This is a genomic window from Dermacoccus sp. Ellin185 (genome assembly GCF_000152185.1).
GTDB classification, from domain to species: domain Bacteria; phylum Actinomycetota; class Actinomycetes; order Actinomycetales; family Dermatophilaceae; genus Dermacoccus; species Dermacoccus nishinomiyaensis.
Genome location: NZ_AEIQ01000088.1, coordinates 175,392 through 193,935, shown reverse-complemented (window position 1 = coordinate 193,935; position 18,544 = coordinate 175,392). Strand labels below are relative to the sequence as shown.

15 protein-coding genes and 1 pseudogene are annotated in these 18,544 nt (G+C 68.6%); 7 read left to right on the top strand and 9 right to left on the bottom strand.

The genetic code is table 11. The features are described from left to right. Nucleotides 1-21: 21 nt before the first annotated feature. Nucleotides 22-1,836 carry an MFS transporter gene (locus HMPREF0321_RS10290; protein WP_006946211.1) on the top strand — a complete coding sequence of 605 codons (1,815 nt, stop codon included), beginning with the start codon at nt 22-24 and terminating at the stop codon, nt 1,834-1,836. An 84-nt stretch (nt 1,837-1,920) separates the two neighbouring features. Here HMPREF0321_RS10290 and HMPREF0321_RS10285 read toward each other — a convergent pair whose 3' ends face one another. From HMPREF0321_RS10285 to HMPREF0321_RS10265, 5 genes are all read right to left on the bottom strand, one after another. After that, entirely contained in the window at nt 1,921-2,754 is an 834-nt protein-coding gene (locus HMPREF0321_RS10285) for a CoA ester lyase (protein WP_040014823.1), read from the bottom strand. Nucleotides 2,755-2,842: 88 nt separating this feature from the next. Further along, nucleotides 2,843-3,388: a MaoC family dehydratase gene (locus HMPREF0321_RS10280; RefSeq protein WP_006946184.1), complete on the bottom strand. Its 546-nt coding sequence runs from the start codon at nt 3,386-3,388 to the stop codon at nt 2,843-2,845. Nucleotides 3,389-3,494: 106 nt separating this feature from the next. Next, a complete protein-coding gene (locus HMPREF0321_RS10275) occupies nt 3,495-4,670 on the bottom strand; it encodes an acyl-CoA dehydrogenase family protein (RefSeq protein ID WP_006946270.1) in 1,176 nt (391 codons plus the stop codon). Nucleotides 4,671-4,825: 155 nt separating this feature from the next. Beyond that, entirely contained in the window at nt 4,826-6,955 is a 2,130-nt protein-coding gene (locus HMPREF0321_RS10270; RefSeq protein ID WP_006946200.1) for a biotin carboxylase N-terminal domain-containing protein, read from the bottom strand. Between the two features lie 5 nt (nt 6,956-6,960). After that, the gene (locus HMPREF0321_RS10265) at nt 6,961-8,538 is read right to left on the bottom strand and encodes a carboxyl transferase domain-containing protein (protein ID WP_040014862.1); all 1,578 of its coding nucleotides are present in this window, start codon (nt 8,536-8,538) and stop codon (nt 6,961-6,963) included. Nucleotides 8,539-8,932: 394 nt separating this feature from the next. Between HMPREF0321_RS10265 and HMPREF0321_RS10260 the strand changes: the two genes are divergently transcribed. Further along, nucleotides 8,933-9,556, top strand: a complete 624-nt coding sequence (locus HMPREF0321_RS10260) for a GNAT family N-acetyltransferase (RefSeq protein ID WP_006946247.1) — start codon at nt 8,933-8,935, stop codon at nt 9,554-9,556. Between the two features lie 93 nt (nt 9,557-9,649). Here the strand turns inward: HMPREF0321_RS10260 and HMPREF0321_RS10255 are convergent, their stop codons facing one another. Beyond that, nucleotides 9,650-10,084 (bottom strand): lipoprotein, encoded by a 435-nt coding sequence (locus HMPREF0321_RS10255; protein ID WP_006946077.1) that lies wholly within the window; start codon nt 10,082-10,084, stop codon nt 9,650-9,652. Between the two features lie 261 nt (nt 10,085-10,345). Continuing rightward, nucleotides 10,346-10,912 carry a DUF4352 domain-containing protein gene (locus HMPREF0321_RS10250; protein ID WP_040014822.1) on the bottom strand — a complete coding sequence of 189 codons (567 nt, stop codon included), beginning with the start codon at nt 10,910-10,912 and terminating at the stop codon, nt 10,346-10,348. 167 nt (nt 10,913-11,079) lie between these two features. Here HMPREF0321_RS10250 and HMPREF0321_RS10245 point away from each other — a divergent pair, with 167 nt between their 5' ends. From HMPREF0321_RS10245 to HMPREF0321_RS10225, 5 genes and pseudogenes are all read left to right on the top strand, one after another. After that, entirely contained in the window at nt 11,080-11,706 is a 627-nt protein-coding gene (locus HMPREF0321_RS10245) for a TetR/AcrR family transcriptional regulator (RefSeq protein WP_006946248.1), read from the top strand. Between the two features lie 118 nt (nt 11,707-11,824). Next, a pseudogene (locus HMPREF0321_RS10240) lies at nt 11,825-13,485 on the top strand (AMP-binding protein). A 19-nt stretch (nt 13,486-13,504) separates the two neighbouring features. Next, entirely contained in the window at nt 13,505-14,020 is a 516-nt protein-coding gene (locus HMPREF0321_RS10235; protein ID WP_006946097.1) for a tRNA (cytidine(34)-2'-O)-methyltransferase, read from the top strand. 112 nt (nt 14,021-14,132) lie between these two features. Then, entirely contained in the window at nt 14,133-15,380 is a 1,248-nt protein-coding gene (locus HMPREF0321_RS10230; protein WP_006946110.1) for a glucose-1-phosphate adenylyltransferase family protein, read from the top strand. Between the two features lie 163 nt (nt 15,381-15,543). Next, nucleotides 15,544-15,918 (top strand): hypothetical protein, encoded by a 375-nt coding sequence (locus tag HMPREF0321_RS10225; protein ID WP_139023622.1) that lies wholly within the window; start codon nt 15,544-15,546, stop codon nt 15,916-15,918. Between the two features lie 76 nt (nt 15,919-15,994). Here the strand turns inward: HMPREF0321_RS10225 and HMPREF0321_RS10220 are convergent, their stop codons facing one another. Next, the gene (locus HMPREF0321_RS10220) at nt 15,995-17,467 is read right to left on the bottom strand and encodes an NAD(P)/FAD-dependent oxidoreductase (protein WP_006946121.1); all 1,473 of its coding nucleotides are present in this window, start codon (nt 17,465-17,467) and stop codon (nt 15,995-15,997) included. Between the two features lie 207 nt (nt 17,468-17,674). Continuing rightward, nucleotides 17,675-18,463: an exodeoxyribonuclease III gene (locus tag HMPREF0321_RS10215; RefSeq protein WP_006946080.1), complete on the bottom strand. Its 789-nt coding sequence runs from the start codon at nt 18,461-18,463 to the stop codon at nt 17,675-17,677. Nucleotides 18,464-18,544: the final 81 nt, after the last annotated feature.

Here is an 18,544-nt window from a genome sequence, read left to right as displayed (position 1 = left end):
CGCGAGAGACCTCGACGACCCATGACGCTCACCGCTGCCACCGCGCCCGACGCCGACGTTCCGGCGATCGCCACCCGTTCGAAGGCGCTGCTCGCGACGGCGGCACTCGCCGTCCTGCTGACGGCGGCCGACACGTACGTCGTCGTCCTCGCGCTGCAAGACATGATGGCGGGCGTCGGCCTCGGCATCGACGAACTGCAACGGGCGACGCCGATCGTGTCGGGCTTCCTGCTCGGTTACATCGCCGTGCTGCCGCTCATCGGCCGGTTGTCCGACCTCGTCTCGCGCCAACGCGTGTTGCTGTGGTGCCTCGTGCTGTTCGGCCTCGGCAGCGTCGTGACGGCGCTCGCCGTCGGCCTGCCCGTCATCGTCGGCGGGCGCGTCATCCAGGGCATCGGTGGCGGCGGGCTCGTGCCCGCGACGCTGGCCCTCGTCGCGGATCTGCTGCCGCGCGGGCGACGGGGCATGGCGCTCGGGATGGTGTCGGCGGTGCAGGAAGTGGGGTCGGTGCTCGGCCCACTGCTCGGCGCCGCGATCCTCGCCGTGTGGTCGTGGCGCGCGATCTTCTGGGTCAACGCTGCAGCGGCCGTCGTGCTCGCCGTCACGATCGGTGTGCTGGGGCGACGGACGAGCGCGCAGGTCCCCGAAGTGGGTGATGGCGTTGAGCCGGTGGGCGGACGCGGCGCGTCGACATCCGCGGCTGGCGACGGCGCGCACCGCGTCGCTGCTGCGTCGTCAGGCCCCGGGCGTGTGGCGCGCATCGTCGGATGGTTGGGGTGGCTGGCGCTGCTCGTCGGCACGCTCATCGTCCTGCTCGCGCTGTGGGCGCCGGAGCGACTGACCTCCGACGTCGACTACGGCCTGCCGTTCGTCCCGTACGACGGCTACACCTCGCGCATGGCGACGCCCATCGCATTGCGTGGCCTCGGCGTCCTCGTGCTGGGCATCGCGCTGACGGCACGGATCTGGTGGCCGCGGCTACGCGCCGTCGACCTGCCCGGCGCCGTGCTGCTGACGGGCGCGCTCGCCTGCATCGTGTGGGCGTTCGCCGCGGCTGATACCTCGAAGGAGGTGCTCAGCCCCGCCGGATACGTGCTGCTGCCGGTGGCGGCGGTGCTGCTCGTCGGGTACGTCATCCGTCATCGCACGGCGCGGCGACCACTCATCGAACGCGGCGTCCTGGCGGGTCGGGTGCCCGTCGCGCTACTGGTGTCGTTCCTCGTCGGCACGGCACTCGTCGCGATCGTCGTCGAGATCCCGGTCCTCGCGCGACTGACGCTGACGGACTCGCAGACGGCGGCCGCGTTCGTCCTGCTGCGCTTTCTCGTCGCCGTGCCCATCGGGGCGTTCCTCGGCGGGTTCCTGCTGCGCCGCGTGGGGCCGGCCCTCGTCGCCGCTCCCGGTCTCATCATGGCCGGGGCCGCGATCCTCGCGATGAGTACGTGGGGGCGCGACACGCTCGGCGGCGTCGTCATCTCGACGCTCGTGCTCGCCGTCGCGGGCCTCGGCATCGGCCTCGCCATCGCGCCCGTCAACGACGCGGCGCTCGCCGACTCGCCCGACGACGCGCACGGCGTGACGTCGGCACTCGTCGTCGTCGGCCGCATGATGGGCATGGTCGTCGGCCTCGCACTGCTGACGGCGATCGGCCTGCACCAGTTCAGCGTCGAGATGCAGAAGGCCGCTCATACGAGCGAGCAGACCGTGCGTGACGCGGGCGTCGTGCAGGTGCACACCGTGTTCGTCGGCGCAGGAATCGCGGCGCTCGTCGCGGCGGTGCTGGCGTTCTTCTTCCTGGGGCGCCGGGTCATCGGTTCACGCCGCGTCGAAAGTTGAGTGCAGGCTCGCCGACCACCGCGACCGTGTTCGGCGAGCGAATCATCAATGCTCGGGGTCCTGGCCCGTTTCGCGGTAGCGCGGTCAGTTCGCGCGTCGCAGGATCTGCTCGGCCTGCTTGAACACCGGCCCGTCGACCATCTGTCCCTCGAACGTGAACACGCCGCGTTCGTGCTTCGCCGCGTCCATGAGGCGCGTGGCCCAGTCGATCTGCTCATCGGCCGGGGCGTAGGCGTCGCGGATCGTGGCGACCTGCTTGGGGTGAATGGCGACCTTCGCGTCGAAACCGATGGCGACGGCGTCATCGGCCTCGGCGCGCAGGGCGAGGAGGTTGCCGATGTCCATGAACACGGAGTCGAGTGCGAAGCAGCCATGCGCCTTCGCGGCCAGCAGGACGTTGCCGCGCACCTGCTGAACGATCGGGTGGTAACTCCCGTCGGCCAGGCGACTGCGGCGCCCACCGAGGCCCGCCGTCAGGTCCTCGGAGCCCCACATGAACCCGGCGACGTTCGGGGCGGCAGCGATCTCGGCGGCGTTGACGGCACCCAGAGGAGATTCGATGAGGGCGATGACGTCGTGGTCTGGCAGCGCGTCGACGTCGGCGCGCGTCTCGGTCTTGGCGAGCATGACGCGACGGACGGGTAGCTGCTCCAGGCAGACGAGGTCGGCGGCGAACTCGTCCGTCGTCGCGGCGTTGACGCGCACGACGATCGTCTCGACGTCCGGTGCGCCGTCACAATTGAATGCGTCGATGAGGGCCTGACGTGCCGCGGGCTTGTCCGCCGGGTTCACGGCGTCCTCCAGATCGAGGATGACGACGTCCGCCGCCGCAGCGGCCTTCGCGTAGCGCTCCGGGCGGTCCGCCGGGCAGAAGAGCCAGCCCGGCCCCGGCATCGTCCACGAGGTGCTTGTGTCCATGAGTTCCTCCGGTCGGTAGACGGTGACGGTTGGGGTGGATGGTGACGTCCGAACGTCCCCATCCACCCCAACCGTCACCAGGTGTGCATCAGGCCGACGGCGCGCACTTCACGAGCGTCTGACGCACCGCGACGGCGACGACGTCACCGTGCTGGTTCTTCGCGACGTGCCGCAGCGTGACGATGCCCTGGCCGGGGCGCGACTTCGATTCGCGCTTGTCCTCGATCAGCGTCTCGGCGTACATCGTGTCACCGTGGCGCATCGGCTTGGGAAAGCTGATCTCGCTGAACCCGAGGTTCGCGACGATCGTTCCCATCGTCAGCTGGGCGACCGACAGCCCGACGAGCGTCGACAGCGTGAACATCGAGTTGACGAGGCGCTCGCCGAACTCCGTCCCCGCTCCGTAGTCGGCGTCGAGGTGGAGGGCCTGCGTGTTCATCGTCAACGTCGTGAACAGCACGTTGTCGGCCTCGGTGACGGTGCGTCCGGGGCGGTGCTCGTAGATCGCGCCGACCTCGAACTCCTCGAACCACAGTCCCCGCTGCGTGATGCGCTTGGGCTGTCGCTCGCCCGATTCGGGGCCGGTAGCGGCGTCGTCGCTCGAGGCGTCTTGGGGTGTTTCAGGAAGGGGCATGACGGCCTTTCGTCGAGTCGATCTTTCGTCGAGTCGATCTTTCGTCGAGTCGATGTTGCCCGGGTTTCGGGGCGCCTGCGCCCCGAAACCCGGGCAACATCGTGGGTCACAAGGACAGTTCGCGGGCGATGAGCATGAGCTGCACCTCGGTTGTGCCCTCGCCGATCTCGAGGATCTTCGAGTCGCGGTAGTGACGCGAGACGACGTACTCGTTCATGAAGCCGTAGCCGCCGTGGATCTGCGTGGCGTCGCGGGCGTTGTCCATCGCGGACTCCGACGCGACCATCTTCGCGATCGACGCGGCCTTCTTGAACGGCTTGCCGGCGAGCATGAGTGCCGCGGCGTTGTAGTACGCCGAACGCGCCGTGTGAGCCCGCGCCTCCATGCGGGCGATCTTGAACTGAATGGCCTGGTACTCGCCGATCGCGTGCCCGAACGCCTGACGTTCCTTTGCGTACTTCACCGATTCGTCGACGCATCCCTGCGCCGCACCGACCGCCAGGGCCGCGATGGCGATGCGGCCCTCGTCGAGGATGCGCAGGAAGTTCGCGTACCCGCGACCGCGTTCGCCGAGCAGGTTCGCCCTCGGCACGCGCACGTCCGAGAACGACAGCGGATGCGTGTCGGAGGCATTCCAACCGACCTTGTCGTAGGCGGGCTCAGCCGTGAAACCCGGCGTGTTCGCCGGCACGATGATCGTCGAGATCTCCTTCTTGACGCGCCCGTCAGCTGTCTGCGACTCGCCCGTCACCGCCGTCACCGTCACCAGCTTCGTGATGTCGGTGCCCGAGTTGGTGATGAACTGCTTCGAGCCATTGATGACCCACTCGTCGCCGTCTTCCTTGGCCGTCGTGCGCGTGCCGGACGCGTCAGAACCGGCGCCGGCCTCCGTCAGACCGAAGCCGCCGAGCGCCTCACCGGACGCGAGCATCGGTAGCCACTGTTCCTTCTGCTCCTGCGAACCGAAGCGGTAGATCGGCATCGCGCCGAGCCCGACGCCCGCCTCGAGGGTGATGGCGACGCTCTGGTCGACCTTCGCGAGTTCCTCGAGCGCGAGGCACAGGGCGAAGTAGTCGCCGCCCATGCCACCGAACTCCTCGGGAAATGGGATGCCGAACAGGCCCATCTCCGCCATGCCGGAGACGACCTCGTACGGGAACGTGTGGTCCTTGTCGTGCTGCGCCGACACAGGCGCGACTACACGCTGCGCGAAGTCACGCACACCCTTCGCGAGGTCGGCGTACTCGTCGGGCAGATTTCCCTGCGCGATGAAGTCGGTCATGGCGGTCTCCTACGGGTGTGTGGGCGTCTACCCCCTCTGCGTGCAAGTGAACCCGGGTGCACTTGCACGCAGAGGGTCAAGGCTCGGCGGGGGGTCAGGGCTCGGCGAAGGGCTGAAGAGGCGGAAAGAGTGGGGTGGGATGCAGAGGGATGGGGTCAGGAGGCGTCGGGCGGTGTGATGCGAGCGAGCACCTCGTCGACGGCCACCTGAGTGCCTGCGGGGGCGAGAATCTCGACGGTGCCGTCGATCGGTGCGGTGAGGGAGTGCTCCATCTTCATCGCCTCGACGATGACGACGACGTCGCCCGCCGACACCTCGGCACCATCGGCCACCTGCACGGCGATGACGGCGCCCGGCATCGGGCTCGTGATGTCACCACCCGCGCTGGCCGCAGCCGACGCGCGCAGGCTGACGTGTGGTGCCTCCTTGAGCGAGAACGTCCCGTCGGGTGAGTCGACCCAGACCGTGCGGGTACTGCTCTTGTCGCTCGAGATCGCCGTTCGGTACGTGCGGCGTTCGCCATCGGCGTCGATGACGAATCGCGTTGTGCCGTCGGTCTCCTCGCCCTCGATGACGACGGCGAGCCGCGTTGTCTCCCCGTCGCCGCGGGCCGCCGTCACGGAGGCGGGCACGTCGCGGCTTATCGTGACGTCATCACCGTCGCGGTGATGCACGAGGGCGACCTCGACGATGCCGCTGGCATCCTCACTCGGGTCGGTGACGGCGAAGCGGGCGCGCCGCGGGCTGTTGTGGCCGGTGCGCCATCCGTCTCGCCCGGCCCACAGGTCGCCACCGCCGGCGAGCCCCAACGAGGCCGACGCTGCGGCGACGAGCACGCCGTCGGGCGCGGGGGTGGCGACGTAGTCGGCGACGCGCGCGTCGAGCAGGCCGGTGTCGAGGCGCCCGGCGATGACGTCGGGGTCGGCGAGCAGGAAGCGGCAGAAATCGATGTTGGTCACGACGCCGCCGATGTGCGTCTTCGCCAGCGCCGCGTCGAGGCCTCGCAGGGCGGACGCGCGGTCGGGGCCGTAGGCGATGACCTTGCTCAGCATCGGGTCGAAGTTGCTGCCGACGATCGTGCCGACGCGCAACCCCGAGTCGACGCGCACCCCGGCGCCCGTCGGCTCGGACAGCGAGATGACCTCGCCGCCGGTGGGTAGGAAGCCGCGCGCCGGGTCCTCGGCGTACACGCGCGCCTCGATGGCGTGGCCCGTCAGCGTCACGTCGTCCTGCGTGAACCCGAGCGGCTCACCGGCGGCCACGCGCACCTGCCACTCGACGAGGTCGAGGCCGGTGACGAGTTCGGTGACGGGGTGCTCGACCTGTAGGCGCGTGTTCATCTCCATGAAGAAGAACTCGTCGGGCGCGTCGGCGCTGACGATGAACTCGACCGTCCCCGCACCGACGTAGTCGACGGATCGTGCTGTGTTGCAGGCCGCTTCGCCGATTCGTGCACGCGTGGCGTCGTCGAGCAGCGGTGACGGTGCCTCTTCGATGACCTTCTGGTGACGGCGCTGCAGCGAGCACTCGCGCTCGCCGAGATGCACGACGTTGCCGTGCTTGTCCGCGATGACCTGCACCTCGATGTGCCGCGGGCGCAGCACGAACCGTTCGAGGAACAGCGTGTCGTCGCCGAAGCTCGAGGCGGCCTCCCGACGGGCGCGCGCGACGGCGTCGGCCATGTCCTCGGCACGCTCGACGACGTGCATGCCCTTGCCGCCGCCGCCGGCGCTCGGCTTGATGAGGACGGGGAAACCGACCTCGCTCGCGGCCGCGACGAGCTCGTCGTCACTCAGGCCGGATCGGGCGAGGCCGGGCACGACGGGCACGTCGAACGCGCTGACGGCTGTCTTCGCCGTGATCTTGTCGCCCATCGTCTCGATGGCGCGGCTGCCGGGGCCGAGGAAGGCGATGCCCGCCTCCTCGCACGCAGCCGCGAACGCGGTGTTCTCCGACAGGAACCCGTAGCCCGGGTGCACGCCGTCGGCGCCACTGATGCGGCACGCCTCGATGACGGCGGGGATGCTGAGGTAGTTCGTGCGAACCGGGGCGCTGGCGTCACCGCGCGCAACGTCGAGACGGTCCAGGTTGATGGCGACGTCGGCTTCGCGCACGTGCAGCGCGCTCGCGTCGGCGTCGGTGTAGACGGCGACGCTGCGGATGCCCATGCGGCGCAGCGTGCGCATGACGCGGACGGCGATCTCGCCGCGGTTGGCGATGAGAACCGTTGCGATGTCGCGCTTCTCGACGTTCGTGTCGGGGGCGGAGGTCGTGTTCGAGGTCATCTCACTCACATCCGGAAGACGCCGTAGCTGACGTCGGGCAGGTCGGTGCCGGAGCAGGCCTCGAGGGCGAGTCCGACGAGGTCGCGGGTGGAGGCGGGGTCGATGACGCCGTCGTCCCAGAGGCGGGCGGTCGAGTAGTAGGGGTTGCCCTGCGTCTCGTACTGCTCGCGGATCGGGGCCTTGAACGTCTCGGCGTCGTCGTCGCTCCACGGGGTGCCGGCGGCTTCGAGCTGGTCGCCGCGCACCGTCGCGAGCACGCTCGCGGCCTGTTCACCGCCCATGACGCTGATGCGCGCGTTGGGCCACATCCACAGGAATCGCGGCGAGTAGGCGCGCCCGCACATCGAGTAGTTGCCGGCACCGTAGCTGCCGCCGATGACGACGGTGAACTTCGGTACGCGCGCGCAGGCGACGGCCGTCACCATCTTCGCGCCGTGCTTGGCGATGCCCCCGGCCTCGTACTCGCGGCCCACCATGAAACCGGTGATGTTCTGCAGGAACAGCAGCGGCGTCTTGCGCTTGTCGGCAAGCTCGATGAAGTGCGCGCCCTTCTGCGCGGATTCGCCGAACAGCACGCCGTTGTTCGCGATGATCGCGACGGGGTGGCCGTGGATGTGCGCGAACCCGGTGACGAGCGTCTTGCCGTACTCGGCCTTGAACTCGTGGAACTCGCCGGCGTCGACGATCGTCTCGATGACATCGTGCACGTCGTACGGTGTGCGCAGGTCGACGGGGACGACGTCGTAGAGGCGTTCCTGATCATGCACGGCGTCGCGCGGTTCCACGGTGCGCCAAGGGGTTTCGGGCTTCGGCCCGAGCGTGCTGACGATGCTGCGCACCGTCATGAGCGCGTCGTGGTCGTCATCGGCGAGGTGGTCGGTGACGCCTGAGACCTTCGAGTGCAGGTCGCCGCCACCGAGATCCTCGGCCGTGACGACCTCGCCCGTCGCAGCCTTCACCAGCGGCGGGCCGCCAAGGAAGATCGTGCCCTGCTCGCGCACGATGACGGTCTCGTCGCTCATCGCGGGCACGTAGGCGCCGCCGGCGGTGCACGAACCCATGACGGCGGCGATCTGTGGAATGCCCTTCGCCGACAGCGTCGCCTGGTTGTAGAAGATGCGGCCGAAGTGGTCGCGGTCGGGGAACACGTCGTCCTGCTTGGGCAGGAACGCTCCGCCGGAGTCGACGAGGTAGATGCACGGCAGGTTGTTCTCGCGCGCGATCTCCTGCGCGCGCAGGTGCTTCTTCACCGTCATCGGGTAGTACGTGCCGCCCTTGACGGTCGCGTCGTTCGCGACGATGACGCACTCGCGACCCTCGACGCGGCCGATACCGCCGATGACGCCGGCGCCGGGGCACTCGTCGTCGTACATGCCGTCGGCGGCGAGGGGCGCGAGCTCGATGAACGGGCTGCCCGGATCGAGCAGCGTCTCGACGCGGTCGCGCGGCAACAGCTTGCCGCGGGCGACGTGGCGCTCGCGCGACTTGTCGCTGCCACCCTTCGCAGCGCGGGCCAGCTTGTCGTTCAGATCGTCGAGCAGGCGCAGATGCTCGGCTCGGTTGGCGGCTTGGTCGAAGGCCATGCGTTCGCTCACCCCGTGACGTCGGTGGGACGGGTCGGTGCGAGCGATCACGTGACCTGCGCCACTCGCGCATTCAGTTAATCACAATTAACTCAAGTGTGGTGAGCGGGGAGGTCTGCCCGGGTGTCCTCGCCCGAGCACGTGGCGGGAGTCGTCGCAGTGAGCGGTGGGCGGTGGGCCGCTTGTGGCGGCTGGCGTCGTCAACCGTCCGTGTCGCATTCGTGCCAAGGGCTTTACGAGTCGGCGAGGCGAGCGTCCTGGTGAGTGAGGTGCGCATGTGCGCGGCCGGTTGGCGGCGGCCGTCGAGGCTGCGACGGCCGCGGGGGACCAGGGGGATCTGATGACTCGCAGGGATGAATTCACGAATCATGCTCAGTCGTGGCGACGGGCGGCTGTGGGAGCGGGAGCGACGCTCGTCGTGACGCTCGGGGGTGCGGCCTGCGGGTCGTCCGACCAGAGCGCGGCGCAGGCGTCGAGTCTGGCGTCGGCGTCGATGCCGTCGCCGGTGCGTCGGGCTCCCGGTGAGGCGACGCTCGTAGGCTGGCTTCGCGAATCGGCTTCGTACGACCCGAGGTTCGCGTTCGTCGCACTCGATGGGGACAGAATCGTCGGGCACGTGATGGCGACCGGGGGTGACCTCGACGGGGCGCCGACGCTCGGGCTGGGGCCGTTGTCGGTCGAGCCGTCGAGGCAGGGGCAGGGCATCGGGTCACGGTTGATGGGGGCGACTCTGGGCGCTGCTCGCCAGGCGGGCGCGAGCGTCATCGTCCTGCTGGGTGGGCCGGGCTATCACGCGCGTTTGGGTTTCGTGCCGGCTGCGGATCTCGGCATCAGCGCAGACCCGTCATGGGGTGAGTTCTTCCAGGCGCGTCCTCTCGCGGACGGCTGGGGGCGCGACGGTGACGCTGAAAGCCAGGCACACGCCGGACCGCGCGGCGTCATCACCTACCCTGAGCCGTTCGCGCGCCTGGGGTGGCGGCCGGCGCACCCCGTCGTGGCGTCTGAGCGGAGCCAATGAGGGTGGTCGGCCCATGCGGCGCCCAGCGTCGCGTGTGAGGGAGCGTCGCGAGGCCCCTGAGGCGCGACAACGTGTGGCGTCGGCGACGCTACGTCAGGGGCAGGTTTCGTCGAGCTTGACGGTCTTGAACCGCACGTCGACGCCGTCCTTGACCTCGGTTCCGGCCGCAGGGGTCTGTGAGCAGACCTTCCAGTGCTTGTCGAGCAGTTGGGGGCGGCTCGTGCCGAGCGCGTCGTCCGAGTGCGAGACGTAGAGCGGGTTGCCGGAGACCCGCTGCACGTCGTCCTGCGCGGCTTGCAAGGTCTTGCCGGTCTCGTCGGGCATGGTGAACGGCTCGGCCTGTGCCCCGACGGCCTTGGAGCTGGCATCGCCGGCTGCGCTCGATGCTGCGGAGCCTGCGCTCGCCACCGCGCTCGTGGCCTGCGACGCAGCACTGGTTGCGGCGTCCTCGGCCTTGTCGGTGTCGTTGCTCGAGCAACCGGCGAGGGCGAGGACCGCGGTCAGGGCGAGGAGGCTGGTCTTGTTCATAGATCGACCTTAGGCTGAGTTCCCTGGCTTAAGTCTCGCTGGTCATGCTTGTGTCCAACTCGTCACGCACGGCAGGGACCTCTCATGTCCGGGGCTTGCGCCGATGTGGTGGCTTAAGGATGAACCGGGATAACGGACGCTGAGGCCCTCCGTCCCCTTCCGAGTTCACGGGGCGCCGCAGTAGTTCCGTATGAGAGGCGGCTGTACCGTGATGATCAGCGCCGCCGCAGTGATCTTGTCCAACCCCGTCGGGGCGCTGTCCTATTTGTAATAGCCCTTTGCGTTGCCAAAGCCGTTTTCAACCGCGATGACGAGGTCGCCCGTGGCGTCGACACCGTAGGCCTGCTTCCAAGTGAGCGTCTTGCCGGGGAGAATGTCAGCGGTGGGCAGATCAACGCCCTTCTCGGTGTCGAAGGCCCCGTCGGATTGCTTATCTCCGCTCGTGGCTGTGGTCGTGAGCGTCATGGCGTTGTAGGGCTCTTTAGATCCGTTCTTCAACGTGACATCGACGATGACGAACTTCTTGAACTTGGTGTCAGAGGCTGCGTAGGGAGACGGTTGAAAGGGCTGAGGCTTCGAGATGGTGATCGCGACGCCGTCGTCCCACGTGAACGTGGATCCGAAGGGCTTGGTCTTGCTGTTGACTTCGTCAGATGACGTAGAGGTCGCTGAGCTGGATGTCTGAGGTGTCGTGCCTTCCCCGGCGGCTGACGAGGCCGACGAGGCGGGGGTGTTGCTGCCAGGGGCGTCGTTCGTGTTCTTGACCTCTGACGAACAGCCGCACAGGGCGAGGGCAGCCGCCACGGAGCAAATCTTCAGATTGCGCATGCGGCCAAGATGGAGGGTTTCGTATCTTTCGCGGGGGTTCGCGAGGTGACTTCTTTGGGTGACTGCCTGCGTTGGTGCGCCATGAGGAGTCCGTCGAGGTCAACCACACTCAGTTCATTGTGATTAACTCAATCGTTGGTATCTGTCTCTCGCCCACGGGGGTTCGCATGGCGCTCGACGTCGCGGCAGGCGCGGAGCTGACGGCCCGGGAGCGCAGCAAGGCTGCCCGGCGTCAGCAGATCCTCGATGCCGCTGCGGGCCTCATCGCCGAGCGTGGGCTCGCGGGGGTGCGTCTCGAAGACCTGGGCAGCGCGGTCGGCATCAGCGGCCCCGCCGTCTACCGCCACTTCGCGAACAAGGAAGCGGTGCTCGCCGAACTGCTCGTCGGCATCAGCCGGTATCTCCTCGAGAACGGTTCGCGCGTCGTCGCTGACGCCGCCACGGCTGACGAGGCGCTCGAGAACCTCGTCGACTTCCACATCGACTTCTCCCTGACCAAGCCGGCGCTCATCCGCGTGCAGGGCCGCGATCTCGCAAGCCTCGACGCAGCCGCTCGTCGCGACGTGCGGCAGCTGCAGCGCCAATATGTCGAGATCTGGGTCGGTGTGCTGCGCGACGTCGACCCCTCTCTCAGCGACGACGAGGCCCGCATCAAGGCCCACGCCGGCTTCGGCGCGCTCAACTCGACGCCGCACTCGACCGGCAGGACGAAGACCGCGGTCGAAGCTCACCGCGAACGCACCCGAGCCGTCCTGCGCGCGATGGCGCTCGCGGCGCTGCGCCCTGCTGGGTGAAGCCGGGTCGTTCCGCCCGTCGAGAAATTCAGTTAAGAACCATTAACCGAGACGGTGTGATGTGGTTCACTAAAATCCTGTGATGCGAGTCACGGATGACGCGACCGGAGGAGAGCCGATGTCCGCCACCGACACCCTCGAGAACGACCTCGACCCGACGCTCAGCCACACGCGTGGGGCGCCCGAATCGCCTCTGATCGAGCAGACGATCGGCGACAACCTCGACGCGACCGTCGCTGCACATCCCGATCGTGAGGCGCTCGTCGACGTGGTGAGCGGCCGTCGCTGGACGTACACGCAGTTCCTCCACGACGTCGACGCACTTGCCCTGGCCCTGCTCGACGCCGGCGTCGCGACGGGCGACCGCGTCGGCATCTGGGCGCCCAACTGCCCCGAGTGGACGCTCACCCAGTACGCGACGGCCAAGATCGGCGCCATCCTCGTCAACATCAACCCCGCCTACCGCAGCCACGAACTCAAGTACGTGCTGGGCCAGGCCGGCATCACGACACTGATCGCCGCCCCGAAGTTCAAGACGAGCAACTACGCGCGCATGATCGAGCAGGTGCGCGGCGAGTGCCCCGACCTCGCGCGCGTCGTTCTCATCGGCGAGACGTCGTGGAGCGACCTCGCCGACGCGGGCGCGAAGGCTCTCGCCGCGGAGGGCGGACGCGAGCGCCTCGCCGCCGTCCAGAAGACGTTGAAGAACACCGACGCCATCAACATCCAGTACACGAGCGGCACGACCGGCTTCCCCAAGGGCGCGACGCTGAGTCACCGAAACATCCTCAACAACGGCTTCTTCGTCGGCGAACTCTGTTCGTACACAGCCGAGGACCGCGTCTGCATCCCCGTGCCGTTCTACCACTGCTTCGGCATGGTCATGGGCAACCTCGCCTGCACCTCGCACGGCGCGACGATGGTCATCCCCGCGCCCGGCTTCGACGCCGCCCTCACCCTGCAGACCGTGGTAGACGAACGGTGTACGAGCCTCTACGGCGTGCCGACCATGTTCATCGCCGAACTCGCGCTGCCCGACTTCGACCGCTACGACCTGACGAGCCTGCGCACCGGCATCATGGCCGGCTCGCCATGCCCCGAGCACACCATGCGTCAGGTCATGGAGCGCATGCATATGGAGGAGGTCTCCATCTGCTACGGCATGACGGAGACCTCGCCCGTGTCGTTGCAGACACGCAAGAACGACACCGTCGAGCAGCGCACGCAGACGGTCGGGCGCGTCGGCCCGCACCTCGAGGTCATGGTCGTCGACCCCGTCACGTACGAGCCCGTCAAGCGCGGCGAGCCGGGTGAGCTGTGCACCAAGGGGTACTCGGTCATGCTCGGCTATTGGAACCAGGGCGACAAGAGCGCCGAAGCCATCGTCGACGGCTGGATGCACACAGGCGACATCGCCGCCATGGACGACGACGGGTACGTCGCGATCACGGGGCGCATCAAGGACATGGTCATCCGCGGCGGCGAGAACATCTACCCGCGAGAAATCGAGGAGTCCTCTACAACCACCCCGACATCGTCGACGCACAGGTCATCGGCGTGCCCGACGAGAAGTACGGCGAGGAACTCATGGCATGCGTCCGGATGGTCGACGGCGCGGAGCCGCTGACGGTCGAATCGCTGCGCGCCTACTGCGACGGCAAGCTCGCCCACTACAAGGTGCCGCGCTACGTGCGCGTCATGGATGAATTTCCGATGACGGTGACGGGCAAGATCCGCAAGATCGACCTGCGCGAAGAGGCGCCGCAGTACATGACGTGACGCTGGTAGGTTCGCGGGCGTGCAGATCGTCCTCGTCGCGCCGCAGATCGCGCCCAACACCGGCAACATCATCCGCCTCGCCGCGAACGTCGGCGCGAGCCTGCACCTCGTCGAACCGCTCGGTTTCTCGATGGACGCCCGCCTGCTGCGCCGCGGCGGGCTCGACTACCACGAGTTGGCCGACGTCCACGTGCACGCGGACGTCGACGCGGCCCGCGCCGCTTGCCCCGGGCGGTGGCTCGCGCTGACGGCGCGTGCCCGGCGACGGTACGACGCCGTCGACTACCGTGACGACGACGTCCTCGTCTTCGGTTGCGAGGCAACAGGATTGCCTGACTATCTCCTCGCGACGTTCAGCGCTGACGAGCGACTGCGCATCCCCATGCGCCCCGACAACCGCAGCCTCAACCTCGGCAACGCGGTCGCCGTCGTCGCGTATGAGGCATGGCGTCAGCTCGGCTTCACCGGCGCGGCTGATGACGGCACCGGCACCCTCGAGGCGCTGAGCGCTGACGCCCCACGACGGGAGGCATGAGTTTCCCGCGTGAGACGCGAGGTGCCCGGTGCGGGGTGTGCGGCGGGGCGGTCATGAACACAGGATGCGACGCCGGCTCGACGCGGGGAGGTCGCCTTGGCAGGATGGCGGCATGGCCGCTCACATGCCCCTGACCGACGCTCCGCGCGTGCTCGCCATCGTCCAGGCCGGAGGTAAGGGCTCACGGATGGGTGTGCTCACCACGCACCGCGCGAAACCGGCGCTGCCGTTCGGCGGCACGCACCAGCTCGTCGACATCGCCATGTCGAACCTCGTCAACTCGGGCATCTCCAGCGTCTGGGTTTCCGTGCAGTACCGCGCGGGCACGCTCGACAAGCACCTGCAGCACGGACGCCCCTGGGATCTGGACCGCAACGACGGCGGTTTCCGCCGCATCGTGCCCGAGGAGATCGACGCCGCGCGCACGGGTGGGTTCGCCACCGGCAACGCGGACGACCTGTACCGCATCCGTCATCAGATCGCCGACGAGAACGCTGACGTGACCGTCGTGCTGAGCGCCGATCAGGTGTTCACGCTCGACCTGCGGGACGTCGTCGCCGCTCACCTCGCCAAGGGCGCCGACCTCACCATCGTCACCACCGAGGTGCCCGTGACGGAGGCGTCGAACAAGGCTGTCGTGACGAGCGACGCCACCGGCAAGGTAACCCGCATCGACGAGAAGCCCGAGGACCCGGCCCACGGAACGATCTCCGCGGAGGTCTTCATCTACCGCACGGCAGCGCTGCTCGACGCCCTCGACGAAGCCGAGAAGGCGACGCGCCCTGAAGCCGACGACGAGGACGACACCGGTCTCGGCGACTTCGCCGAACACCTCATCCCGACGCTTGTCGCGCGTGGACGTGTGCGCACCCATGCCCTCGAGGGGTACTGGATGGACATGGGCCGGCCCGAGACCTACCTGCGCGCTCACCGCGACCTCGTGCGTGGTGACGTGCCGATCTTCGACGACGAGGCGTGGCCGATGCGCACCCTCGCGACGAACAAGTGCGCGGCGCGCGTGCGCGAAGGGGCCGTCGTCGACGCGTCCTACCTGTCGCCAGGGTGCGACATCGCCGGCACCGTGCGCCGCTCGGTGCTCGGGCCCGGCGTGATCGTGCGCGCGGGGGCCGTCGTCGAGGATGCGGTGGTGCTCGACGGCACGGTCATCGAGAAGGGTGCCGAGGTGCGCACCGCAATCGTCGACGTCGACGTCGCGGTGCGCCGGGATGCGCGCGTGGGGGCAGCCCCCGCGGCCACCAAGGCGCGGGACGCGGACATCGCCGTCATCGGCGCGGGTGCCACCGTGCGCGGTGTCGTGAAGCCGGGGGAGCAGATCGAACCCGGCGACGTGGTTGGCTGAGCCGCGCCGGGGGCGCCCCGGCAACCCCGTGGGGTGACGCAGGGGCGCCGACGGCTGTGGACGATGACGGCTGCGCGGCCTTCCGCGGCCGTCCTGCACCCTCGTCCACAGGGTTTGCGGCCGGCGCCGACGGCACACCCCGTGACATGCCTACCGTCGACGCATGACTATCTTCGCAACTCACGGTGTGCTCGCGGTCGCGGACGATCCCAACGCGGAGGCGCTCGCGACGTTCATCCACTGGTTCGTCGTCGTCGCCGTCCTGCTCTTCGTCGTCGCCCCGGCGCTGTGGCTCACCGGTGCCATCGTGGCGACCCGCAGCCTCAAGAAGTGGCCGAGTCTCGTCGCCGACACCGAGGACGCCATGTACCGCTGGGCCCTGCTCGTCGGCGTCCTGCCCGTCGTGGGCCCGCTCATCTACGCCGTCTCGTTCCAGCAGGCCAAGAACCGTCGGACGCCTGAGCAACTCGTCCTCGAGCGGATGACTCATCGGGAGCGCCATCGTCAGGCGCAACTCGCCGGCATCGGGCGACGGTAGCCGGGCTCTCGTTCGCGCATGACAAGGCGCGGGAGCGCAGGTAAGGCGAACGACTCCGGCCGGCTCGCCGGTGTGCTCAGGTGAAGAGGAAGTCGACGGCCGACGGCTCGGTGAGGCGCCGTTCGTATTCGCCGACCCCGCCGGGCCACAGGGTGCGGTTCTCGCCGTCGTCATCGAGGTACCAGGAGGTGCAGCCGCCCTGCGTCCACACCGAGCGACCGCTGCGTTCGCGCATCTCACGCGTGAAGGCGGGCACGAGTTCGGGGCGCACCTCGACGGCGTGGGCGCCTCGGCGATCGCGTTCGTCGAGCAGCGTCATGACGTGGGCGATCTGCGCTTCGATCATGAGCACGACGCTCGTGTGCCCCAGGCCCGTGTTGGGCCCCAGCAGCATGAAGAGGTTGGGGAAGTCGGCCATCGTCACGCCGAGATAGGACTCGACACCGTTCTGCCATTCCTCGGCGAACGAGCGGCCGTCACGCCCGGTGATGTCGAGGTGGGCGTACGAGCCGCGGGGGTCGAAGCCGGTGGCCAGCACGAGGGCGTCAACCTCGTGCAGGGTTCCGTCGGCGGTGACGACGCCGTCGGGCGTCACGCCCACGACGTCGTCGGTCACGACGTCGACGTCGGCGCGCGCGAGGGCAGGGTAGTACGTGTCGGACAGCAGGACGCGCTTGCACCCCATCGTGTAGGTGGGGGTCAGCTTCTCGCGCAGCTGCGGATCCTTGATCTGGTTGGCCAGGTGCCGTCGGGCCTCGCGGGAGGCGAGTTCGAGCAGCCGCGGCTGGCTGTCGAACGCGACGGCAGGCAGGTCGTTGCGTCGGCGCAGTGCAGCCCGATGGGCCCGCATGAGCGCGGGGTGACGCCGGAAGCGGTCGATCGTCGCGTCGGAGTACTCGCTGTTGCGCTGCGGCATGATCCACGGTGCGCTGCGCTGGAAGACGGTGAGGTGCTCGGCGTCCTCGGCGAGCGCCGGGATGCACTGTACAGCCGAGGCGCCCGTGCCGATGATGCCGACGCGGCGGCCGAACATCGAACTGTCGCGAGGCCAGGCTGCGGTGTGGATGAGTTCGCCGGCGAACGTGTGCAGCCCGTCGATGAGGGGGATGTGCGGCAGGTGCAGCGCACCGACGCCGAGCACGAGTGCGCGGGCGGTGACGGTGTGCGTCGAACCGTCCGAGGAGTGCGTCGCGATCGTCCACACGCCGCTCGACTCGTCGAAGTCGGCGGCGTGCAGCGCCGTGTCGAAGCGGATGTGCTCGCGCAGCTCGTACTTCTCGACGACGGCGAGCAGATAGTCCTGGATGACGTCACCGCGCGAATAGGTGTGCGACCAGTACGGGTTGAGCTCGAAGCTGAACGAGTACAGGTGGCTCGGCACATCGCAGGCAACACCGGGATAACGGTTGTCACGCCACGTGCCACCGATCTCGTCGGCCTTCTCGAGGATGACGAAGCTGCGGCCGGCGTCCTGCAGCGCCACGGCCATGCCGATCCCGGAGAAACCGGTGCCGACGACGACGACGTCCACCTCTGCCACAGTGCTCACCGCACCAACCTAACGGGGCCGACCGCCGCCATCGCGCACCGACACAGCCGACGGCGCGTGATGGCGCTGCTCGCGCCGCCACTGCGTCAGTCAGTGCCGGTTGCGTCACGCAGGACTGACTCGAACGACACGGACTGACGCAGCTGGGCTCGGCTGATCGCACCGTGCGCCGTCACGCTGCCAGCCGACTCGTCAGTCAAGACGCTGTCAGTCGAGCTGCACGATGACGGGCGCGTGGTCGCTCGCACCCTTGCCCTTGCGCTCGTCGCGGTCGATGACGGCGCCCTGGACGCGCCCGGCGAGGGCGGGGGAGCACAGGGCGAAGTCGATGCGCATGCCCTGCTTCTTGGGGAAACGCAGCTGCGTGTAATCCCAGTACGTGTAGGTGCGCGGCTCGTTCGTGTGCGGGCGCACCACGTCGGCGTAGCCTGTGTCGATCATCGCCTGGAACGCGTCACGCTCGGGTTGCGTCACGTGCGTCTTGCCCTCGAAGAACGCCGGATCCCAGACGTCTTCGTCTCTCGGCGCGATGTTCCAGTCACCCGTCAGCGCGATCTGCGCCTCGGGGTTCTCGGTGAGCCACTTCTCGCCGTCGGCGCGCAGCGCGGCGAGCCAGTCGAGCTTGTACTCGTAGTGCGGGTGGCCGATCTCGCGACCGTTCGGCACGTAGAGCGACCACATGCGCACCCCGTCGCACGTGGCGGCGATGGCGCGGGCCTCCGCCGCGATGGGGTCGCCGAAGCCGGGCATGTCCTCGAAGCCGATCTGCACGTCCTCGAGGCCGACGCGCGAGGCGATCGCGACACCGTTCCACTGGTTCAGCCCGTGATGGGCGACCTCGTACCCGGCTTCCTCGAAGCGGGCCATGGGGAACTGCTCGTCCTTGCACTTCGTCTCCTGCATGGCGAGCACGTCGACGTCACCACGTTCGAGGAAGGCGATGACGCGGTCGACGCGGGTGCGGATGGAGTTGACGTTCCACGTGGCGATTCGCATGCCTCAACCCTAGACGGGCCCTGCGACAACCCTCGAAACCAGCGGGATCCTGCGGTTGTCGGCGACGAGTGGCACAGTGGT

Bases quoted from the DNA above. Each gene is read 5' to 3' on its own strand.
- HMPREF0321_RS10290 (WP_006946211.1), top strand. From the start codon at position 22: ATGACGCTCACCGCTGCCACCGCGCCCGACGCCGACGTTCCGGCGATC.
- HMPREF0321_RS10285 (WP_040014823.1), bottom strand. From the start codon at position 2,754: ATGGACACAAGCACCTCGTGGACGATGCCGGGGCCGGGCTGGCTCTTC.
- HMPREF0321_RS10280 (WP_006946184.1), bottom strand. From the start codon at position 3,388: ATGCCCCTTCCTGAAACACCCCAAGACGCCTCGAGCGACGACGCCGCT.
- HMPREF0321_RS10275 (WP_006946270.1), bottom strand. From the start codon at position 4,670: ATGACCGACTTCATCGCGCAGGGAAATCTGCCCGACGAGTACGCCGAC.
- HMPREF0321_RS10270 (WP_006946200.1), bottom strand. From the start codon at position 6,955: ATGACCTCGAACACGACCTCCGCCCCCGACACGAACGTCGAGAAGCGC.
- HMPREF0321_RS10265 (WP_040014862.1), bottom strand. From the start codon at position 8,538: ATGGCCTTCGACCAAGCCGCCAACCGAGCCGAGCATCTGCGCCTGCTC.
- HMPREF0321_RS10255 (WP_006946077.1), bottom strand. From the start codon at position 10,084: ATGAACAAGACCAGCCTCCTCGCCCTGACCGCGGTCCTCGCCCTCGCC.
- HMPREF0321_RS10250 (WP_040014822.1), bottom strand. From the start codon at position 10,912: ATGCGCAATCTGAAGATTTGCTCCGTGGCGGCTGCCCTCGCCCTGTGC.
- HMPREF0321_RS10245 (WP_006946248.1), top strand. From the start codon at position 11,080: ATGGCGCTCGACGTCGCGGCAGGCGCGGAGCTGACGGCCCGGGAGCGC.
- HMPREF0321_RS10230 (WP_006946110.1), top strand. From the start codon at position 14,133: ATGGCCGCTCACATGCCCCTGACCGACGCTCCGCGCGTGCTCGCCATC.
- HMPREF0321_RS10225 (WP_139023622.1), top strand. From the start codon at position 15,544: ATGACTATCTTCGCAACTCACGGTGTGCTCGCGGTCGCGGACGATCCC.
- HMPREF0321_RS10215 (WP_006946080.1), bottom strand. From the start codon at position 18,463: ATGCGAATCGCCACGTGGAACGTCAACTCCATCCGCACCCGCGTCGAC.